Origin of the sequence: Pseudomonas sp. SED1 (assembly GCF_034044025.1) — a bacterium.
Lineage (GTDB): Bacteria > Pseudomonadota > Gammaproteobacteria > Pseudomonadales > Pseudomonadaceae > Aquipseudomonas.
Map to the genome: position 1 here is coordinate 45,720 of NZ_JAXCIS010000200.1, position 14,550 is coordinate 60,269.

Sequence of the window (14,550 nt, forward strand, 5' to 3'; positions counted from 1 at the left end):
CAAGGCCCGGTACAATCCGGGCCTTGTTGTCTCCACGTTTTTAGACAGGATCACTATGCCGGCTTCATTCGTTCACCTGCGCCTGCACACTGAATACTCCCTGGTCGACGGCCTGGTACGGATCAAACCCCTGGTCAAAACCCTGGTGGGCATGAACATGCCTGCCGTGGCGGTGACCGACCAGAACAACATGTGCTCCCTGGTCAAGTTCTACAAGGCCGCCATGGGCGCCGGCATCAAGCCGATCTGCGGCGCCGACCTGTGGCTGTCGAACAAAGACCCGGATAACCCACTGAGCCGCATCAGCCTGTTGGCGATGAACGGCGTCGGTTATCGCAACCTCACCGAACTGATTTCCCGTGGTTTTATCGACGGCCAGCGCAACGGCTCGATCATCATCGAGCGCGAGTGGGTGGCCGAGGCCAGCGAAGGGCTGATCATGCTCTCGGCGGCCAAAGAGGGTGAAATCGGTATCGCGTTGTTGGGCGGCAATCCTCAGGAGGCGGAAGTGCTCGCCCGTGAGTGGATGGACGTGTTCCCCAACCGTTTCTACCTGGAAATCCAGCGCACCAACCGCCCCAACGATGAAGAGCAGTTGCACGCCGCCGTGGCCCTGGCTGAAAAGCTCGGTGCGCCGCTGGTCGCGACCAACGATGTGCGCTTTATCAAGAAAGAAGACTTCGAGGCCCACGAAACCCGCGTATGCATCGGTGAAGGCCGGGCGCTGGACGATCCGCGCCGTTCGAAAAACTACAGCGAAGAGCAGTACCTCAAAAGCGCCGATGAAATGGCCGAGCTGTTCAGCGACCTGCCCGAGGCCCTGGAAAACTCTGTCGAAATCGCCAAGCGCTGCAATATTGAAGTGAAACTGGGCAAGCACTTCCTGCCCAACTTCCCGATTCCCGATGGCATGACCATCGATGAATATTTCCGCAAGGTGTCGTTCGACGGCCTGGAAGACCGTTTGAGTGTCCTGCTGCCCAAGGACACCACTGAAGATTACGAAGCCAAGCGCCAGGTGTACGTCGACCGGCTGAATTTCGAGCTGGATATCATTATCCAGATGGGGTTCCCCGGTTACTTCCTGATCGTAATGGACTTTATCCAGTGGGCCAAAAGCAACGGCGTGCCGGTAGGCCCTGGCCGTGGATCGGGTGCCGGGTCCCTGGTGGCCTATGTGCAGAAGATCACCGACCTCGACCCGCTGGAATATGACCTGCTGTTCGAACGGTTCCTTAACCCGGAACGGGTATCGATGCCCGACTTTGACGTCGACTTCTGCATGGATGGTCGCGACCGGGTTATCGAATACGTGGCCGAGAAATACGGCCGCAATGCGGTAAGCCAGATCATCACCTTCGGTTCCATGGCGGCGAAAGCGGTAATCCGCGACGTGGCCCGTGTGCAAGGCAAGTCCTACGGCCTGGCGGACCGTCTGTCGAAGATGATTCCGTTTGAAGTCGGCATGACCCTGGAAAAAGCCTACGAGCAGGAAGAAATCCTGCGGGACTTCATCAAGGTCGATGAAGAAGCGGCCGAAATCTGGGACATGGCGCGCAAGCTCGAAGGTGTAGTGCGTAACGTCGGTAAACACGCCGGTGGTGTAGTCATCGCGCCCACCAAGCTGACCGACTTTTCGCCGATCTATTGCGACGAAGAAGGCGACGGCCTGGTAACCCAGTTCGACAAGGATGACGTGGAGGCGGCCGGCCTGGTGAAGTTCGACTTCCTCGGCCTGCGTACCCTGACGATCATCGACTGGGCGCTGAAGACCATCAACCGCGAGCGGGCGAAGATCGACGAGCCGCCGCTGGACATCGCCTTTATCCCGCTGGACGACAAACCGACGTACCAGTTGCTGCAAAAGGCCGAAACCACGGCCGTCTTCCAGCTTGAATCCCGTGGTATGAAAGAGCTGATCAAAAAGCTCAAGCCCGACTGCCTGGAAGACTTGATCGCACTGGTGGCCCTGTTCCGTCCGGGCCCGCTGCAATCGGGCATGGTGGACGACTTCATCAACCGTAAGCACGGGCGTGCCGAACTGGCTTACCCGCACTCCGACTACCAGTACGAAGGCCTCAAGCCGGTACTGGCACCGACATACGGCATCATTCTGTATCAAGAACAGGTGATGCAGATTGCCCAGGTTATGGCCGGCTACACCCTCGGCGGTGCGGACATGCTGCGTCGAGCCATGGGTAAGAAAAAGCCCGAGGAAATGGCCAAGCAGCGTGGCGGTTTCATTGAAGGTTGCGCCACCAACAACATCGACGCCGACCTGGCCGGTAACATCTTCGACCTGGTAGAAAAGTTCGCCGGTTACGGCTTCAACAAGTCTCACTCCGCCGCTTACGGACTGGTGTCGTACCAGACGGCCTGGCTGAAAGCTCATTACCCGGCTCCGTTCATGGCCGCGGTACTGTCTGCGGATATGCACAACACCGACAAGGTCGTGACCTTGATCGAAGAAGTGCGCACCATGAAGCTGCGCCTCGACGCGCCGGACGTGAACACTTCCGAGTTCAAGTTCACGGTGAACGATGACGGCCGCATCATCTATGGTCTCGGCGCGATCAAGGGCGTGGGCGAAGGCCCGGTGGAGGCGATTACCGAAGCGCGCCAGGACGGGCCGTTCAAGGACCTGTTCGACTTCTGCGCCCGGGTCGACCTCAAGCGCATCAACAAACGTACCCTTGACGGTTTGATCCGCAGCGGCGCCCTGGATCGCCTGGGCCCGTATTTCCATGATGAGCCGAAGGCTTACCAGGCCAACATCGATCGCAACCGTGCAGTGTTGCTGACCGCCATGGAAGAAGCGATCAAGGCCGCCGAGCAGACCGCGCGCACCCACGACAGCGGCCACGCCGACTTGTTTGGCGGGCTGTTCGTCGAAGCAGACGCCGACGTCTATGCCAACCACCGCAAAGCCAAGGACCTGACCCTCAAGGAACGCCTCAAGGGTGAGAAAGACACCCTGGGCCTGTACCTCACCGGTCACCCGATTGACGAATACGAAGGTGAAATCCGGCGTTTCGCCCGTCAGCGCATCATCGACCTGAAGCCGGCGCGGGATACCCAGACCGTTGCGGGCATGATCATCGCCCTGCGGGTGATGAAGAATAAGAAGGGCGACAAGATGGGCTTCATCACCCTCGACGACCGCTCGGGCCGGATTGAAGCGTCGCTGTTTGCCGATGCCTTCCATTCCGCCCAGTCACTGTTGCAGACTGATGCGATGGTGGTGGTGGAAGGGGAGGTCAGCAACGACGACTTCTCCGGTGGCCTGCGCCTGCGGATCAAGCGCGTGATGAGCATGGAAGATGCCCGCACCAACCTCGCCGAAAGCCTGCGCCTGAAAGTGCGCACCGAGGCGCTTAAAGGTGATCAGCTACGCTGGTTGGGTGACTTGCTCAAGCGGCATCGCGGCGCGTGCCCGGTGACCATGGAGTACACCGGCAACGATGCCAAGGCCATGCTGCAGTTCGGCGAGACCTGGAGAATCGACCCGGCGGATGGCTTGATTCAAGCATTGCGTGACCAGTTCGGGCGTGACAACGTCTTCCTCCAATACCGTTGACGGTCAGGCAGTACAAAAAAGCCTGATCTCGACCGAACATTTAATCTCGACCTAACCGCGCCTCTCCCTTAAGGTAGGGCGCGAATAGACCACCGGCTGGCCAGGCACTCCTTGGCCGTCGACCCAAGACGGACGCTTATGAACCCGAATTTTCTTGATTTCGAACAGCCGATCGCTGACCTGCAAGCCAAGATCGAAGAGCTGCGCCTGGTCGGCAATGACAATTCGCTGAATATCGGCGATGAAATCGCTCGCCTGCAAGACAAGAGCAGCACGCTTACCGAAGACATCTTCGGCAAGCTGACCAGCTGGCAGATCGCGCGCCTGGCCCGCCACCCGCGCCGTCCGTACACCCTGGACTACATCGAGCACATCTTCACCGAGTTCGACGAACTGCACGGCGACCGTCACTTCTCCGACGACGCTGCCATCGTGGGCGGTATCGCTCGCCTGGACGACCAGCCAGTGATGGTGATCGGTCACCAGAAAGGCCGTGAAGTGCGCGAGAAAGTCCGTCGCAACTTCGGCATGCCGCGCCCGGAAGGCTACCGCAAGGCTTGCCGTCTGATGGAAATGGCCGAGCGCTTCAAGATGCCGATCCTGACCTTCATCGACACCCCGGGCGCCTACCCGGGTATCGACGCTGAAGAGCGCAACCAGAGCGAAGCAATTGCCTGGAACCTGCGTGTGATGGCTCGCCTGAAGACCCCGATCATCGCTACCGTGATCGGCGAAGGCGGTTCCGGCGGTGCGCTGGCCATTGGCGTCTGCGATCAACTGAACATGCTGCAATATTCGACCTACGCGGTGATCTCGCCGGAAGGTTGCGCCTCGATCTTGTGGAAAACCGCCGAGAAAGCGCCGGATGCCGCTGAAGCCATGGGCATCACGGCTGATCGCCTGAAAGGCCTGGGTATCGTGGACAAAGTGATCGCCGAGCCATTGGGCGGCGCCCACCGTGACCCGGCTGCCGCTGCCGCGACCATTCGTGCTGAACTCAGCGCGCAACTGGCGATGCTCAAGAAGTTCGACAACGAGGCGCTGCTGGCCCGTCGTTACGAGCGTCTGATGAGCTACGGTCTCTAAGCCGACGCAGTACTAAATGTGGGAGCGGGCAAGCCCGCTCCCACATTTAATCGATGTTGCCTGGACGACTGAATTACGGCTGCTGGCGCGTCGCCGCCAACACGATCTCACGAATGCACACATGCTGCGGCTGCTGGTAGGCATAGGCAATCGCCGAAGCCACGTCATCCGCACTCAATACCGTACCGCCCATGTCCTGTTTCCACGCCTGGTAGCCGGTCTTGATCGCTTCATCGGTGGTGTGGCTCAGCAGTTCGGTTTCCACCGCCCCCGGCGCGATGGTGATCACGCGCACATTGTGCGGCGACATTTCTTCCCGCAGATTTTCCGAAATCCCATGCACGGCAAACTTGGTGCCTACATAGGCGACATGGTTAGGGAAGGTCTTGCGCCCGGCCACCGAGCTGACGTTGATGATCGTGCCGCCCTTGCGCTCGACCATGCTGGCAGCCACTGCATGAATACCGTTCAGCAAGCCTTTCACGTTGACGTCGAGCATCTGCTCCCACTGTGCCGGGTCCTGTTCGCTGACGCTGCCCAGCAGCATCACACCGGCATTGTTGATCAGTGCATCGGCCGGGCCGAATTGCGCTTCGGCTTCTTTCACCGCTGCCACCAGTGCAGCGCGGTCGGTGATGTCGACACCGCGACTCAAGGTGTTCGGCAACTCCAGCGCATTTAGCCGGTCGATGCGGCGGGCCAACAGCAACAGCGGGTGGCCGGCGGCCGACAGCAAGCGCGCAGACGCTTCGCCAATGCCCGAACTGGCGCCGGTGATGATGATCAATGGCTTGCTCATGCTTGAACTCCTGAAATAAGAAAAACAAATAACTAAACGTGGGTCGCAGTATATTTAGCCCTTGAGTGACTGAAAAATGCCTTATTCCTCTGTCTGTCATCGGTATTAGCTATGGATGTGCGTCATCTCAAAGCGTTTCTCGCGGTGTTCGAAGAGCGCAATATCACTGCCGCCGCCCAGCGCCTGTTCGTCAGCCAGCCGACGCTGTCGGTGACCATCAAGCAACTGGAAGAAGAGTTGGGCGTGGCGTTGTTTCTGCGCCAGCCTCGCGGGGTTGAGGTCAGTGACGAGGCGCGTGTGCTGTACCCGCAAGCGCGGCGCATGGTGGCCGAGGCCGATGCGTTGAGCCGGTTGTTTCGCGGACGCGAAAACCGCATCGCCCTGGAACTGGGGGTGGAAGGCGATATTGCCGACAGCCAGATCGAAACTTTCCTGCGCATGGCGCACCAAGGCTTACCCGGCTTGCTGCTGACCTTGCAGGAAGGCTGTGAAGGAGAAGGGCGCCTGGCTGTGGAGGAAATGTGCTGCGAGGACGAATTGTTCCTGCCGCTTTGGGAAGAGTCCTACGTGATGGCGCTGCCGATGGCACACCCGATGGCGGCAGGTGGAAAAGAACAGGCGTGGGCGCCGATTGAAGACTGGATCACTTGCCCGCAGCATGACTCGCACCAGCGCCTGATGGCCTTGTACGGTCGTTCACCTCAGGCGGTGGCCGGGCATGCCGGTTCGTTGACCCAGGCCTTGCACATGGTGGCCGCCGGGGTGGGCGTGGCGATGTTGCCTCAGTCGCTGGCGGCGGAGCGGGCCGGGGTGGTGATTCGTCCCTGGCACCTGCCGGCACCGACGCGCCGGGTGGGGTTGTGCTTTGCCGCCCAGGCGCTGGAGTTGCCGGCGTTGCGGGCGCTGCATGAGTATTTCCAGAACAACCGCCCGCCACAGATAGAAGCAGCCTGAGCCGTTACTCCAGCATCTTGCCCAGCAACCAACTGCCTGCCGGGCCGGGCGGATGCTGGCGTGACCACAACGCATCCACCGCCACCGAGCGCGGCCAGCTCCGGGCCTTGATTTCACACAGGTGGCCGCCGCCAAAGCGCTCCACCAACCAGCGCGGCAGCGGTGCCCAGCCAAAGCCCAGTTGCGCCATTTCCATCAGCATCAGGTAACTGGGCGCCGACCACACACGCCCCAGGCCCCGGGTTTCATTCGGGTTGATGATGCTCGCCAGGCGCAGTTCGCGGTGTTGCTCCAGGGTTTGCTGATCGATGTCCTTAAGGTTCGCCAGCGGATGTTTGGGCGCTACAAACAGCGCGATTTCCGTGCGCTCTTCCACGGCGGTACTGGTGAGGTCCGGCGGGTATACGTCCTGCTTCTCGATAAACGCAATCTGCGCCCGGCCGCTTTGCACCAGGGCGATCAAGTCCTCGCATTCGGCGATCAGGCATTCCAGCTCCAGGTCCGGATAGCGCTGTTCGAAGGCGCTGAGGGCGGTTTCGAAACGGTCCGACTGGTACGTATCGGACATGGCGATACTCAGCTTCGGCTCCAACCCCTGGGACAACTGACTGGCCGCCAACTCCAGGCGGCTGCTGGCTTCCAGCACCTGCTCGGCGCGTTGCAACAGCACATGCCCGGCCGGGGTCAGCGTGGGCTTGCGGCTGCTGCGATCAAACAGCACCACGTCCAAGTCAATCTCCAGGCTCGCCACCGCCGCGCTGACGGTGGACTGGCTCTTGCCCAGCTTGCGCGCCGCCGCTGAAAACGAACCCTGGGTCGCCGCCTGCACAAACGCCTGAAGCACTTCATGGGAAGCCATGACTATCGCCTTGTTCGATGGTTATTGGTTATGAAGTATCGATTCAAAGGGTAATGATGGCAACCATCGTCACTCACGGAGAACGGGTCATGACACCCACCAAGTCGATTACTGAACGCGTTTGGCAGGCCATTGGTTTTGAAGGCCTGGCTTTGTTGATCTGTACGCCGCTGCTGGCGTGGATCATGGATAAACCGGCGCTGGAGATGGGCATGGTGACCTTGGCCATCAGCCTTATGGCACTGGCCTGGAACGTGATTTTCAACGGCCTGTTCGACCGTCTCAAGGCGCGCCTGCAACTGTCCGGCGGGGTGTGGACCCGCGTGCTGCACGCGTTGATGTTTGAAGGCGGCCTGGTGGCGATCTGCGTACCGTTGATTGCCTGGTGGCTGAACATCAGCCTGATGCAGGCGTTTATCCTCGACATCGGCGTGCTGCTGTTTTTCCTGCCGTACACCTATGTGTATCACTGGGCGTACGACGCGTTGCGGGAAAGGATTATTTGTAGGAGCGAGCTTGCTCGCGATGGACGTTAACGAAAACGCCGGGTTTCAGGAGTAACACGGTGCACTTTAGTTTTTCGCGAGCAAGCTCGCTCCTACAGACGCCACAAACTCCAGGAACGCCCGCACCTTGGCCGCCGGCAAATGCCGCGACGGGTAGAAGGCATACAACGGGAAGCGCTCATCGGGCCAGTCGGGAAACAGCTCGATCAACGCGCCCGATTCGAGCGCTGGCGCAAGCCCGAGGTCGAGCATCTGCGCAACTGCATGGCCGTGTTCGCAAACGCTGTACAAGGTCCCGGCATCGTTGACCACCAGCCGTCCGCTGGTGGCGACATTGATCTGTTCGCCGGGCCGGTGGAATTCCCAGCCAAACGGCCGGCCGGTCTGGGAGTCGCGAAAGTCGATGCAGACGTGCTGGCCGTCTTCCAGGTCCAATGGCTGGTTGGGGCGGCCGTGGCGCTCAAGATAAGTCGGCGACGCCAACGTGAGCACCCGCACTTCCAGCAACTTGCGGGCGATCAACGAGGACGATTGCGGAATCCCAAAACGGATGGCCAGGTCAAAGCCATCCGCCACCAGGTCCCCGAGTTGATCCCGCGTGTGCAGGTCTAACTGCAACTGCGGGTACTGGCTCATGAATTCACCGAGCACCGGCCCCAGCACCAGCCGCGAGAAGTACGGGTCGATGTTCACCCGCAACCGCCCACGTACGGTCAGGGCGCTGTCTGCCGCCGAGCTGGCGGCTTCTTCCAGGCCGGCCAGCAGCGGGGCGATTTCCTGGTAGAAACGCCGGCCTTCGTCGGTCAATTGCACCGAGCGAGTGGTGCGGTCGAACAGGCGAATCCCCAAGCGTTTTTCCAGCCGCGAAATGGCCCGGCTGACTCCCGAAGGCGTCATCTCCAGGCTGTCGGCGGCGCGGGCAAAACTGCCGCTATCGACCACGGCGGCCAGTACGCCCATGCCGCCGGCCAATCCTGGATCAAAACTCATGGGTGATTGCCTGTCAGTTATCCGAAAGCATTGATGCTAGCGGAGAATCTGAGCGCGTTACAGAAACATCCCGCCCGACGCCTCGACGCGCTGCCCGGTGATCCAGTTGCTGCCATCGGCCAGCAGGGTGGAAATCGCCCCGCCAATGTCATCCGGCAAGCCGGCGCGACCGAGTGCGGTGTTGTTGGCGACCATCGCGTTCACGTCCGGATTGTCGCGCACCGCGCCGCCGCTGAAGTCGGTGGCAATCGCGCCGGGGGCCAGGGTGTTGACGGTAATCCCGCGTGCACCCAGTTCCTTGGCCTGGTAGCGGGTCAGCACTTCCACCGCGCCTTTCATCGAGGCGTAGGCCGAGTAACCCGGCAGGCTGAAGCGCGCCAGGCCGCTGGAGATATTGATGATGCGGCCACCATCGCTGATCAGCGGCAGCAGTTTCTGGGTCAGGAAAAACGGGCCCTTGAAGTGGATCGCCACCAGTTGGTCAAACTGCGCTTCGGTGGTTTCGGCAAAGCTGGCGTGGGCGCCAATCCCGGCGTTGTTGATCAGGAAGTTGAAGTGCGCCTGGCCGAACACTTCTTTCAACACCGAGCCAACCTGGGCGGTGAATGCATCGAAGGTGGAGCTCTGGCTGACGTCCAGTTGCAGCATCGCCGCTTTGCCGCCCAGCGCTTCGACTTGGGCGACCACGGCCTGGGCTTCGTCCGCCGCGCTGTGGTACGTGCCGATGATGTCGACGCCTTGCGCTGCCAGGTGCAGCGCGGCGCTTTTGCCCAGGCCACGGCTGGCGCCGGTGATCAGTGCGATTTTACGGGTCATGGTGGAGTCCTCGGAGCGGGTGATTGTTCGTGAGACAGAGTGTATTTGTCCGGCCATAACGTGATAAACAGAGCGATACCGGAATCACTGGCCGGATAAGGCGAACAATCCCATGAACAAACTTGAGTTGTTGCGCACCTTCGTGCGCGTCACCGAACTGTCGAGTTTCACCCAGGCGGGCGAGAGCCTGGGCCTGCCGCGCTCGACCGTGTCCGAGCATGTGCAGGCCCTGGAAGAGTTGCTCGGTGCGCGCCTGTTGCAGCGCACCACGCGCAAGGTTCAGGCGACACAGGATGGCCGCGTGCTGTACGAACGCAGCAAGGATCTGCTGTCGCACATGGAGGAGCTGGAAGGCTTGTTTCGCCAGGATGAGGCGCAACTGGCGGGGCGGATTCGCGTGGACATGCCCAACGTCATGGCCCGGGAACTGATCCTGCCGCGCCTGCCGGAATTCATGGACCTGCACCCGCTGATCGAGCTGGAAATCAGCAGCACTGACCGTCAGGTCGACCTGCTGGCCGAAGGTTTCGACTGCGTATTGCGGATTGGCGCGCAGCCGGACCAGTCGGTAGTGGCGCGGTTGCTGGGCAGCATGACGATGATCAATTGCGCCAGCGCGACTTACCTGCAACGTCACGGCATACCCAAGACACTCGACGATTTGGCCCACCATCAACTGGTGCATTACGTACGCCCGCTGGGCTCGCGTTCGCCCGGGTTTGAATACGTACAGGGCAACAAGGTGCACCGGGTTCCCATGGCCGGGCGGGTTACCGTTAACAGCACGGATGCGTATCGGGCAGCGTGCATCGGCGGGTTCGGCCTGACTCAGGTGCCGGTCCTGGGCATTGTCGATCTATTGGCCAGCGGCGAGTTGGTGGCGGTGCTGCCGGACTATCCGGCACCCGCGCTGGACGTGTCCCTGCTGTACGCCGGCCAACGGCATTTGCCGCTGCGGGTGCGGGTGTTCATGGATTGGCTGGCGGCGATCCTGCAATCCCGGCTTTAACGCCGGGCCGACAACTGCTGCGGCGCCAGGAATGCATCGTGGAAGTAATCCCGAAACGCCTGCATCGCCGGGGTGAAGTCGCGCTCGCGGTGCCAGGCCAGGCCGACACTCATGGGCGTGACCTTGTCGGTGACGCTCACGGTTTCGATGCGCTTGCCTTCCAGTGACCACGGGCGATGCACCAGGTCCGACAGAATCGCCACGCCGCTGCCATTGGCAACCATGCTGCGTACCGCCTCCACTGAACTGGTGCGCAGCCGCACCTTGGGCGTTTGCCCGGCCTGTTCCCAGTAGCGCATCGCGCTTTGTTCGGCTTCGTCGACGGTGAGGAAAATGTACGGTTCCCTGGCCACGTCCGCGAGGCTCACGGCCGGGCGTTCGCACAACGGGTGATGACTGGGCAGCCACAGGCGGCGTTCGGAGTTGAAGAGGATTTCCGAGACGATATCCGGGTGGGTGAGGTTGGCGGTGAGCACCACGGCCATGTCGAACTGGCCGTTGAGCAGGCCATGTTCGATGGCCTGGCGTTCCTGTTCGAAGACCTCGATGGTCACGTCCGGGTGCCAGTGTTCCATGCGTTGCAAATGGTGCGGCAGGAAGTAACCGAGCACGGTGTAGCTGGCGGCCACCCGGAGTACGCCGCTGGCGCGGTAGTCCGGCAACGGGCTGTTCAGGGCGTCATCGACGCTGCGCACAATCACGTAGGCGCGGTTGAGAAAATGCCGCCCGGCGTCGGTCAGGCTCATGCCCTGGGCCGAGCGCACGAATAGCTGCGCGCCGAGCATCGCCTCCAGCTCCTTGATCGCGGTGGTCACTGCGGATTGGGAGATGTTGAGGTGAATCGCCGCCTGGGAGATCTGGCCGATTTCGGCGGTGGCGACGAAGTAGCGGATTTGGCGCAGGGTCAGGGACATTGGTTTCTCCGCTCGTTCCCACGCTCTGCGTGGGGAACGCATCCTGTGACGCTCCGCGTCACGATTTTAAAAGCGGACGCAGAGCGTCCAGGGTGGCATTCCCACACGGAGCGTGGGAACGATCAGTATCAGGTATCTGATTTTCAGAAGATGACCCATCTGATAATAGATCTTCCCAAGGGGTCAAGCGGCAGCCTAATTTCCATGGCATGAACTTCAACGGAGCGACCCCGATGCAGGCAGTGGATTTCAATTCGGACATGGGCGAAGGCTTCGGTCCCTGGACCATCGGCGATGGCGTCGACAGTGAACTGATGGCCTACATCAGCTCGGCCAACATCGCCACCGGCTTTCATGCCGGCGACCCGGGCACCATGCGCCGTACCGTCGAGCGCGCCAAGCAGCTGGGTGTGGCAATTGGCGCGCACCCGGGCTTTCGTGACCTGGTGGGTTTCGGCCGGCGCCATATCAACGCCCCGGCACAGGAGTTGGTGGACGACATGCTCTATCAACTCGGCGCCCTGCGGGAAATCGCCCGGGTTCAAGGCCTGACGCTGCAACACATCAAGCCCCACGGCGCGTTGTACATGCACCTGGCGCGGGACGAAGAAGCGGCGCGATTGCTGGTGGAAAACCTGCAACGCCTGGAACCCACACTGTTGCTGTACTGCATGCCCAACTCGGTGCTCTGGCGGATTGCCAAGGAACTGGGCCAGCCGGTGGTGCGGGAGTTTTATGCCGACCGTGAGTACGATCTCACCGGCTCCATCGTGTTTACCCGCAATGTGCGGGCGCTGGATCCGGCAACGGTTGCGGCGCGTGTCCTGCGTGCCTGCCAGACTGGGTTGGTACGTACCGTCGAAGGCGAAGACCTGTTTATCGAATTCGATTCCATCTGCCTGCACAGCGACACCCCCGGTGCCCTTGAGCTGGTGGAGGCCACCCGTGAAGCGCTGGACCAGGCGGGGATTGTTGTGGCGAGCGGGCTTGCCCCGCGTTGGGCTGCGCAGCAGCCCCTATAAGCTCACGGAGTTTCCCCAGGCAGCATTCAAGGTCAGGTTTTGGGGCTGCTACGCAGCCCAACGGGGGACAAGCCCCCTCGCCACAATGACTACCTCTGCCAACACTCATGAATTTTTGCCTGCCTTTCTACAATGATTCCAAGAGGAACAGACATGGCCGAATCTTCCCCGATCCGCTACAGCTTTGGCGGTGATGAACACCTGTTTGCCGAGGTCAGCGAGAGCATGTCCCTGGAGGCTTTCTTCAAGGGCATGGCCGTCACCCGCGCGGTGGAACGCCTGGCCCTGGACGGTGTGCTGGACGTCTGCCTGGCGAATGCCTCGTTCCAGATTCGCTTCGACCCGGACCGCATCGCGCCCCACCTGCTGCTGGACGCGGTGCAAAGCGCCGAAGCCCAAGCCGTGGCCGAACGCACCTTGCATACTCGCATCATCGAAATCCCGGTTCTGTACAACGACCCCTGGACCCATGAAACCCTGATGCGTTTTCGCGACCGTCATCAAGACCCGACCGGCACCGACCTGGAATACGCCGCGCGGATCAACGGCCTGGCGGATGTCGAGGCGTTTATCGCGGCCCATAGCGGTGCGCCATGGTTTGTCTCGATGGTGGGGTTTGTGGCGGGCTTGCCGTTCATGTTCCAGATGGTCGAGCGCGAGCGGCAGTTGCAGGTGCCCAAGTATTTGCGTCCACGCACCGACACGCCGAAATTGACCCTCGGCCACGGCGGCTGCTTTGGCTGTATCTATTCGGTACGCGGCGCCGGCGGCTACCAGATGTTCGGCGTCACCCCGGCACCGATCTACGACCCGCAACAGCAACTGGCTTACCTCAAGGAACACATGGTGTTCTTCCGTCCTGGCGACATCGTGCAGTTCAAACCCATGGACCGTGAGGCCTATGACCTAGCGGTGGCTGAAGTGGAGGCGGGGCGTTTCGACCTGCGCATCCGCCCGGTGGAATTTTCCCTCGACGCCTTTCTTGCCGATCCCATCGGTTACCCGAAAACCCTGCAGGAGGCGCTGGCATGATCAAGGTACTCAAACCCGGCCTCGCCACCTCCGTGCAGGACCTTGGCCGCGAAGGTTATTACCACCTCGGCATCCCGCCGTCCGGCGCGCTGGACCAATACGCGTTGAGCGCGGCCAACCACCTGGTGGGCAACCCCAATGGTGCTGCCGGGCTGGAATGCACGCTGATCGGGCCGGAACTGGAGTTTCAGCAAGATGCTTTGGTGGCGCTGTGCGGTGCGCTGATGTCACCGCGCCTGGACGGTGTGGTGGTGCATCAGGACACCGCGTTTGAAGTGCGTGCCGGGCAGGTGCTGCGCTTTGAATTTCCCAAGGCCGGCGCACGGACTTACCTCGCGGTGGCCGGTGGTATCGACGTGCCGCTGGTATTGGGCAGCCGGTCCACTTACACCTTGGGTGCGTTGGGCGGGTTTCACGGGCGGCGGCTGGTGGAGGGTGATGAATTGCCTGTGGGCGAGGCCAGCGGCAAAGGCCGGTCGGGGAATAGTTTGCCCATGGCGTTGCGCCAATCGGTGGGCGGAGACGTGACGCTGCGGGTGGTGCCGGGGCTGTATTACGAGCGACTGACGCCCGGCGCCAAAATCAGCTTTTTTGCTGAGCCCTGGACGGTCGGTTCGGAGGCTGATCGCATCGGCTATCGCTTCAAGGGCGGTAGCGCGTTGAGCTTTCAGCCACGGGAGCAGCCGTTTGGCGCCGGGTCTGATCCGTCGAACATCGTCGACAGTTGCTACCCCATCGGCTCGATCCAGGTGCCGGCCGGGCTGGAGCCGATCGTGCTGCATCGGGATGCGGTGTCGGGTGGAGGTTACGCGATGATTGGCACGGTGATCAGTGCCGACCTGGATCTGATCGGGCAGATGCAACCGAACCAGCGCGCGGGGTTTGTGGCGGTGACGCTGGAGGAGGCGCTGGAGGCGCGGCGGGTGTACAAAAAGCGCCTGAAGGTGATGGGTGGGTTGTTTAGCACCTGAACTCACCACTGAACC

At 61.3% G+C, this 14,550-nt stretch carries 13 protein-coding genes; 8 read left to right on the plus strand and 5 right to left on the minus strand.

Translation table 11 applies throughout. From position 1 onward, the window contains the following. Positions 1-55: 55 nt before the first annotated feature. Positions 56-3,577, plus strand: a complete 3,522-nt coding sequence (dnaE, locus tag SNL23_RS25510; RefSeq protein WP_076015780.1) for a DNA polymerase III subunit alpha — start codon at positions 56-58, stop codon at positions 3,575-3,577. Between the two features lie 138 nt (positions 3,578-3,715). Further along, entirely contained in the window at positions 3,716-4,663 is a 948-nt protein-coding gene (locus SNL23_RS25515) for an acetyl-CoA carboxylase carboxyltransferase subunit alpha (RefSeq protein ID WP_076015779.1), read from the plus strand. A gap of 73 nt (positions 4,664-4,736) precedes the next feature. On the opposite strand, the gene SNL23_RS25520 is transcribed toward SNL23_RS25515, so the two are convergent. Further along, a complete protein-coding gene (locus SNL23_RS25520; RefSeq protein ID WP_167665533.1) occupies positions 4,737-5,462 on the minus strand; it encodes an SDR family oxidoreductase in 726 nt (241 codons plus the stop codon). A gap of 111 nt (positions 5,463-5,573) precedes the next feature. On the opposite strand from SNL23_RS25520, the gene SNL23_RS25525 reads away from it, so the two are divergent. Beyond that, on the plus strand, positions 5,574-6,416 hold the full coding sequence (locus SNL23_RS25525; protein ID WP_318303995.1) for a LysR family transcriptional regulator: 843 nt from the start codon (positions 5,574-5,576) through the stop codon (positions 6,414-6,416). 4 nt (positions 6,417-6,420) lie between these two features. Here SNL23_RS25525 and SNL23_RS25530 read toward each other — a convergent pair whose 3' ends face one another. Continuing rightward, a complete protein-coding gene (locus SNL23_RS25530) occupies positions 6,421-7,275 on the minus strand; it encodes a LysR family transcriptional regulator (RefSeq protein WP_076015776.1) in 855 nt (284 codons plus the stop codon). A gap of 89 nt (positions 7,276-7,364) precedes the next feature. Between SNL23_RS25530 and SNL23_RS25535 the strand changes: the two genes are divergently transcribed. After that, a complete protein-coding gene (locus tag SNL23_RS25535) occupies positions 7,365-7,811 on the plus strand; it encodes a multidrug/biocide efflux PACE transporter (RefSeq protein ID WP_076015775.1) in 447 nt (148 codons plus the stop codon). A gap of 36 nt (positions 7,812-7,847) precedes the next feature. On the opposite strand, the gene SNL23_RS25540 is transcribed toward SNL23_RS25535, so the two are convergent. Then, the gene (locus tag SNL23_RS25540; RefSeq protein ID WP_318303996.1) at positions 7,848-8,771 is read right to left on the minus strand and encodes a LysR family transcriptional regulator; all 924 of its coding nucleotides are present in this window, start codon (positions 8,769-8,771) and stop codon (positions 7,848-7,850) included. A gap of 57 nt (positions 8,772-8,828) precedes the next feature. Further along, positions 8,829-9,587, minus strand: coding sequence for an SDR family NAD(P)-dependent oxidoreductase (locus SNL23_RS25545; RefSeq protein WP_076015773.1), 759 nt, complete (start codon positions 9,585-9,587; stop codon positions 8,829-8,831). A gap of 112 nt (positions 9,588-9,699) precedes the next feature. On the opposite strand from SNL23_RS25545, the gene SNL23_RS25550 reads away from it, so the two are divergent. Further along, the gene (locus tag SNL23_RS25550) at positions 9,700-10,596 is read left to right on the plus strand and encodes a LysR family transcriptional regulator (RefSeq protein WP_167665536.1); all 897 of its coding nucleotides are present in this window, start codon (positions 9,700-9,702) and stop codon (positions 10,594-10,596) included. Here SNL23_RS25550 and SNL23_RS25555 read toward each other — a convergent pair. After that, a complete protein-coding gene (locus tag SNL23_RS25555) occupies positions 10,593-11,510 on the minus strand; it encodes a LysR family transcriptional regulator (protein WP_017475938.1) in 918 nt (305 codons plus the stop codon). The genes SNL23_RS25550 and SNL23_RS25555 overlap by 4 nt on opposite strands. A gap of 233 nt (positions 11,511-11,743) precedes the next feature. Here SNL23_RS25555 and SNL23_RS25560 point away from each other — a divergent pair, with 233 nt between their 5' ends. From SNL23_RS25560 to SNL23_RS25570, 3 genes are all read left to right on the plus strand, one after another. Beyond that, a complete protein-coding gene (locus SNL23_RS25560; RefSeq protein WP_318303997.1) occupies positions 11,744-12,532 on the plus strand; it encodes a 5-oxoprolinase subunit PxpA in 789 nt (262 codons plus the stop codon). 153 nt (positions 12,533-12,685) lie between these two features. Next, entirely contained in the window at positions 12,686-13,564 is an 879-nt protein-coding gene (locus SNL23_RS25565; RefSeq protein ID WP_318303998.1) for a 5-oxoprolinase subunit B family protein, read from the plus strand. After that, entirely contained in the window at positions 13,561-14,535 is a 975-nt protein-coding gene (locus SNL23_RS25570) for a biotin-dependent carboxyltransferase family protein (protein WP_318304000.1), read from the plus strand. Before SNL23_RS25565 ends, SNL23_RS25570 begins: the two co-directional genes overlap by 4 nt. Positions 14,536-14,550: the final 15 nt, after the last annotated feature.

Coding starts and splice junctions, on each gene's coding strand:
- dnaE (WP_076015780.1), top strand. CDS start 56: ATGCCGGCTTCATTCGTTCACCTGCGCCTGCACACTGAATACTCCCTG.
- SNL23_RS25515 (WP_076015779.1), top strand. CDS start 3,716: ATGAACCCGAATTTTCTTGATTTCGAACAGCCGATCGCTGACCTGCAA.
- SNL23_RS25555 (WP_017475938.1), bottom strand. CDS start 11,510: ATGTCCCTGACCCTGCGCCAAATCCGCTACTTCGTCGCCACCGCCGAA.
- SNL23_RS25525 (WP_318303995.1), top strand. CDS start 5,574: ATGGATGTGCGTCATCTCAAAGCGTTTCTCGCGGTGTTCGAAGAGCGC.
- SNL23_RS25540 (WP_318303996.1), bottom strand. CDS start 8,771: ATGAGTTTTGATCCAGGATTGGCCGGCGGCATGGGCGTACTGGCCGCC.
- SNL23_RS25530 (WP_076015776.1), bottom strand. CDS start 7,275: ATGGCTTCCCATGAAGTGCTTCAGGCGTTTGTGCAGGCGGCGACCCAG.
- SNL23_RS25545 (WP_076015773.1), bottom strand. CDS start 9,587: ATGACCCGTAAAATCGCACTGATCACCGGCGCCAGCCGTGGCCTGGGC.
- SNL23_RS25565 (WP_318303998.1), top strand. CDS start 12,686: ATGGCCGAATCTTCCCCGATCCGCTACAGCTTTGGCGGTGATGAACAC.
- SNL23_RS25550 (WP_167665536.1), top strand. CDS start 9,700: ATGAACAAACTTGAGTTGTTGCGCACCTTCGTGCGCGTCACCGAACTG.
- SNL23_RS25535 (WP_076015775.1), top strand. CDS start 7,365: ATGACACCCACCAAGTCGATTACTGAACGCGTTTGGCAGGCCATTGGT.
- SNL23_RS25520 (WP_167665533.1), bottom strand. CDS start 5,462: ATGAGCAAGCCATTGATCATCATCACCGGCGCCAGTTCGGGCATTGGC.
- SNL23_RS25570 (WP_318304000.1), top strand. CDS start 13,561: ATGATCAAGGTACTCAAACCCGGCCTCGCCACCTCCGTGCAGGACCTT.
- SNL23_RS25560 (WP_318303997.1), top strand. CDS start 11,744: ATGCAGGCAGTGGATTTCAATTCGGACATGGGCGAAGGCTTCGGTCCC.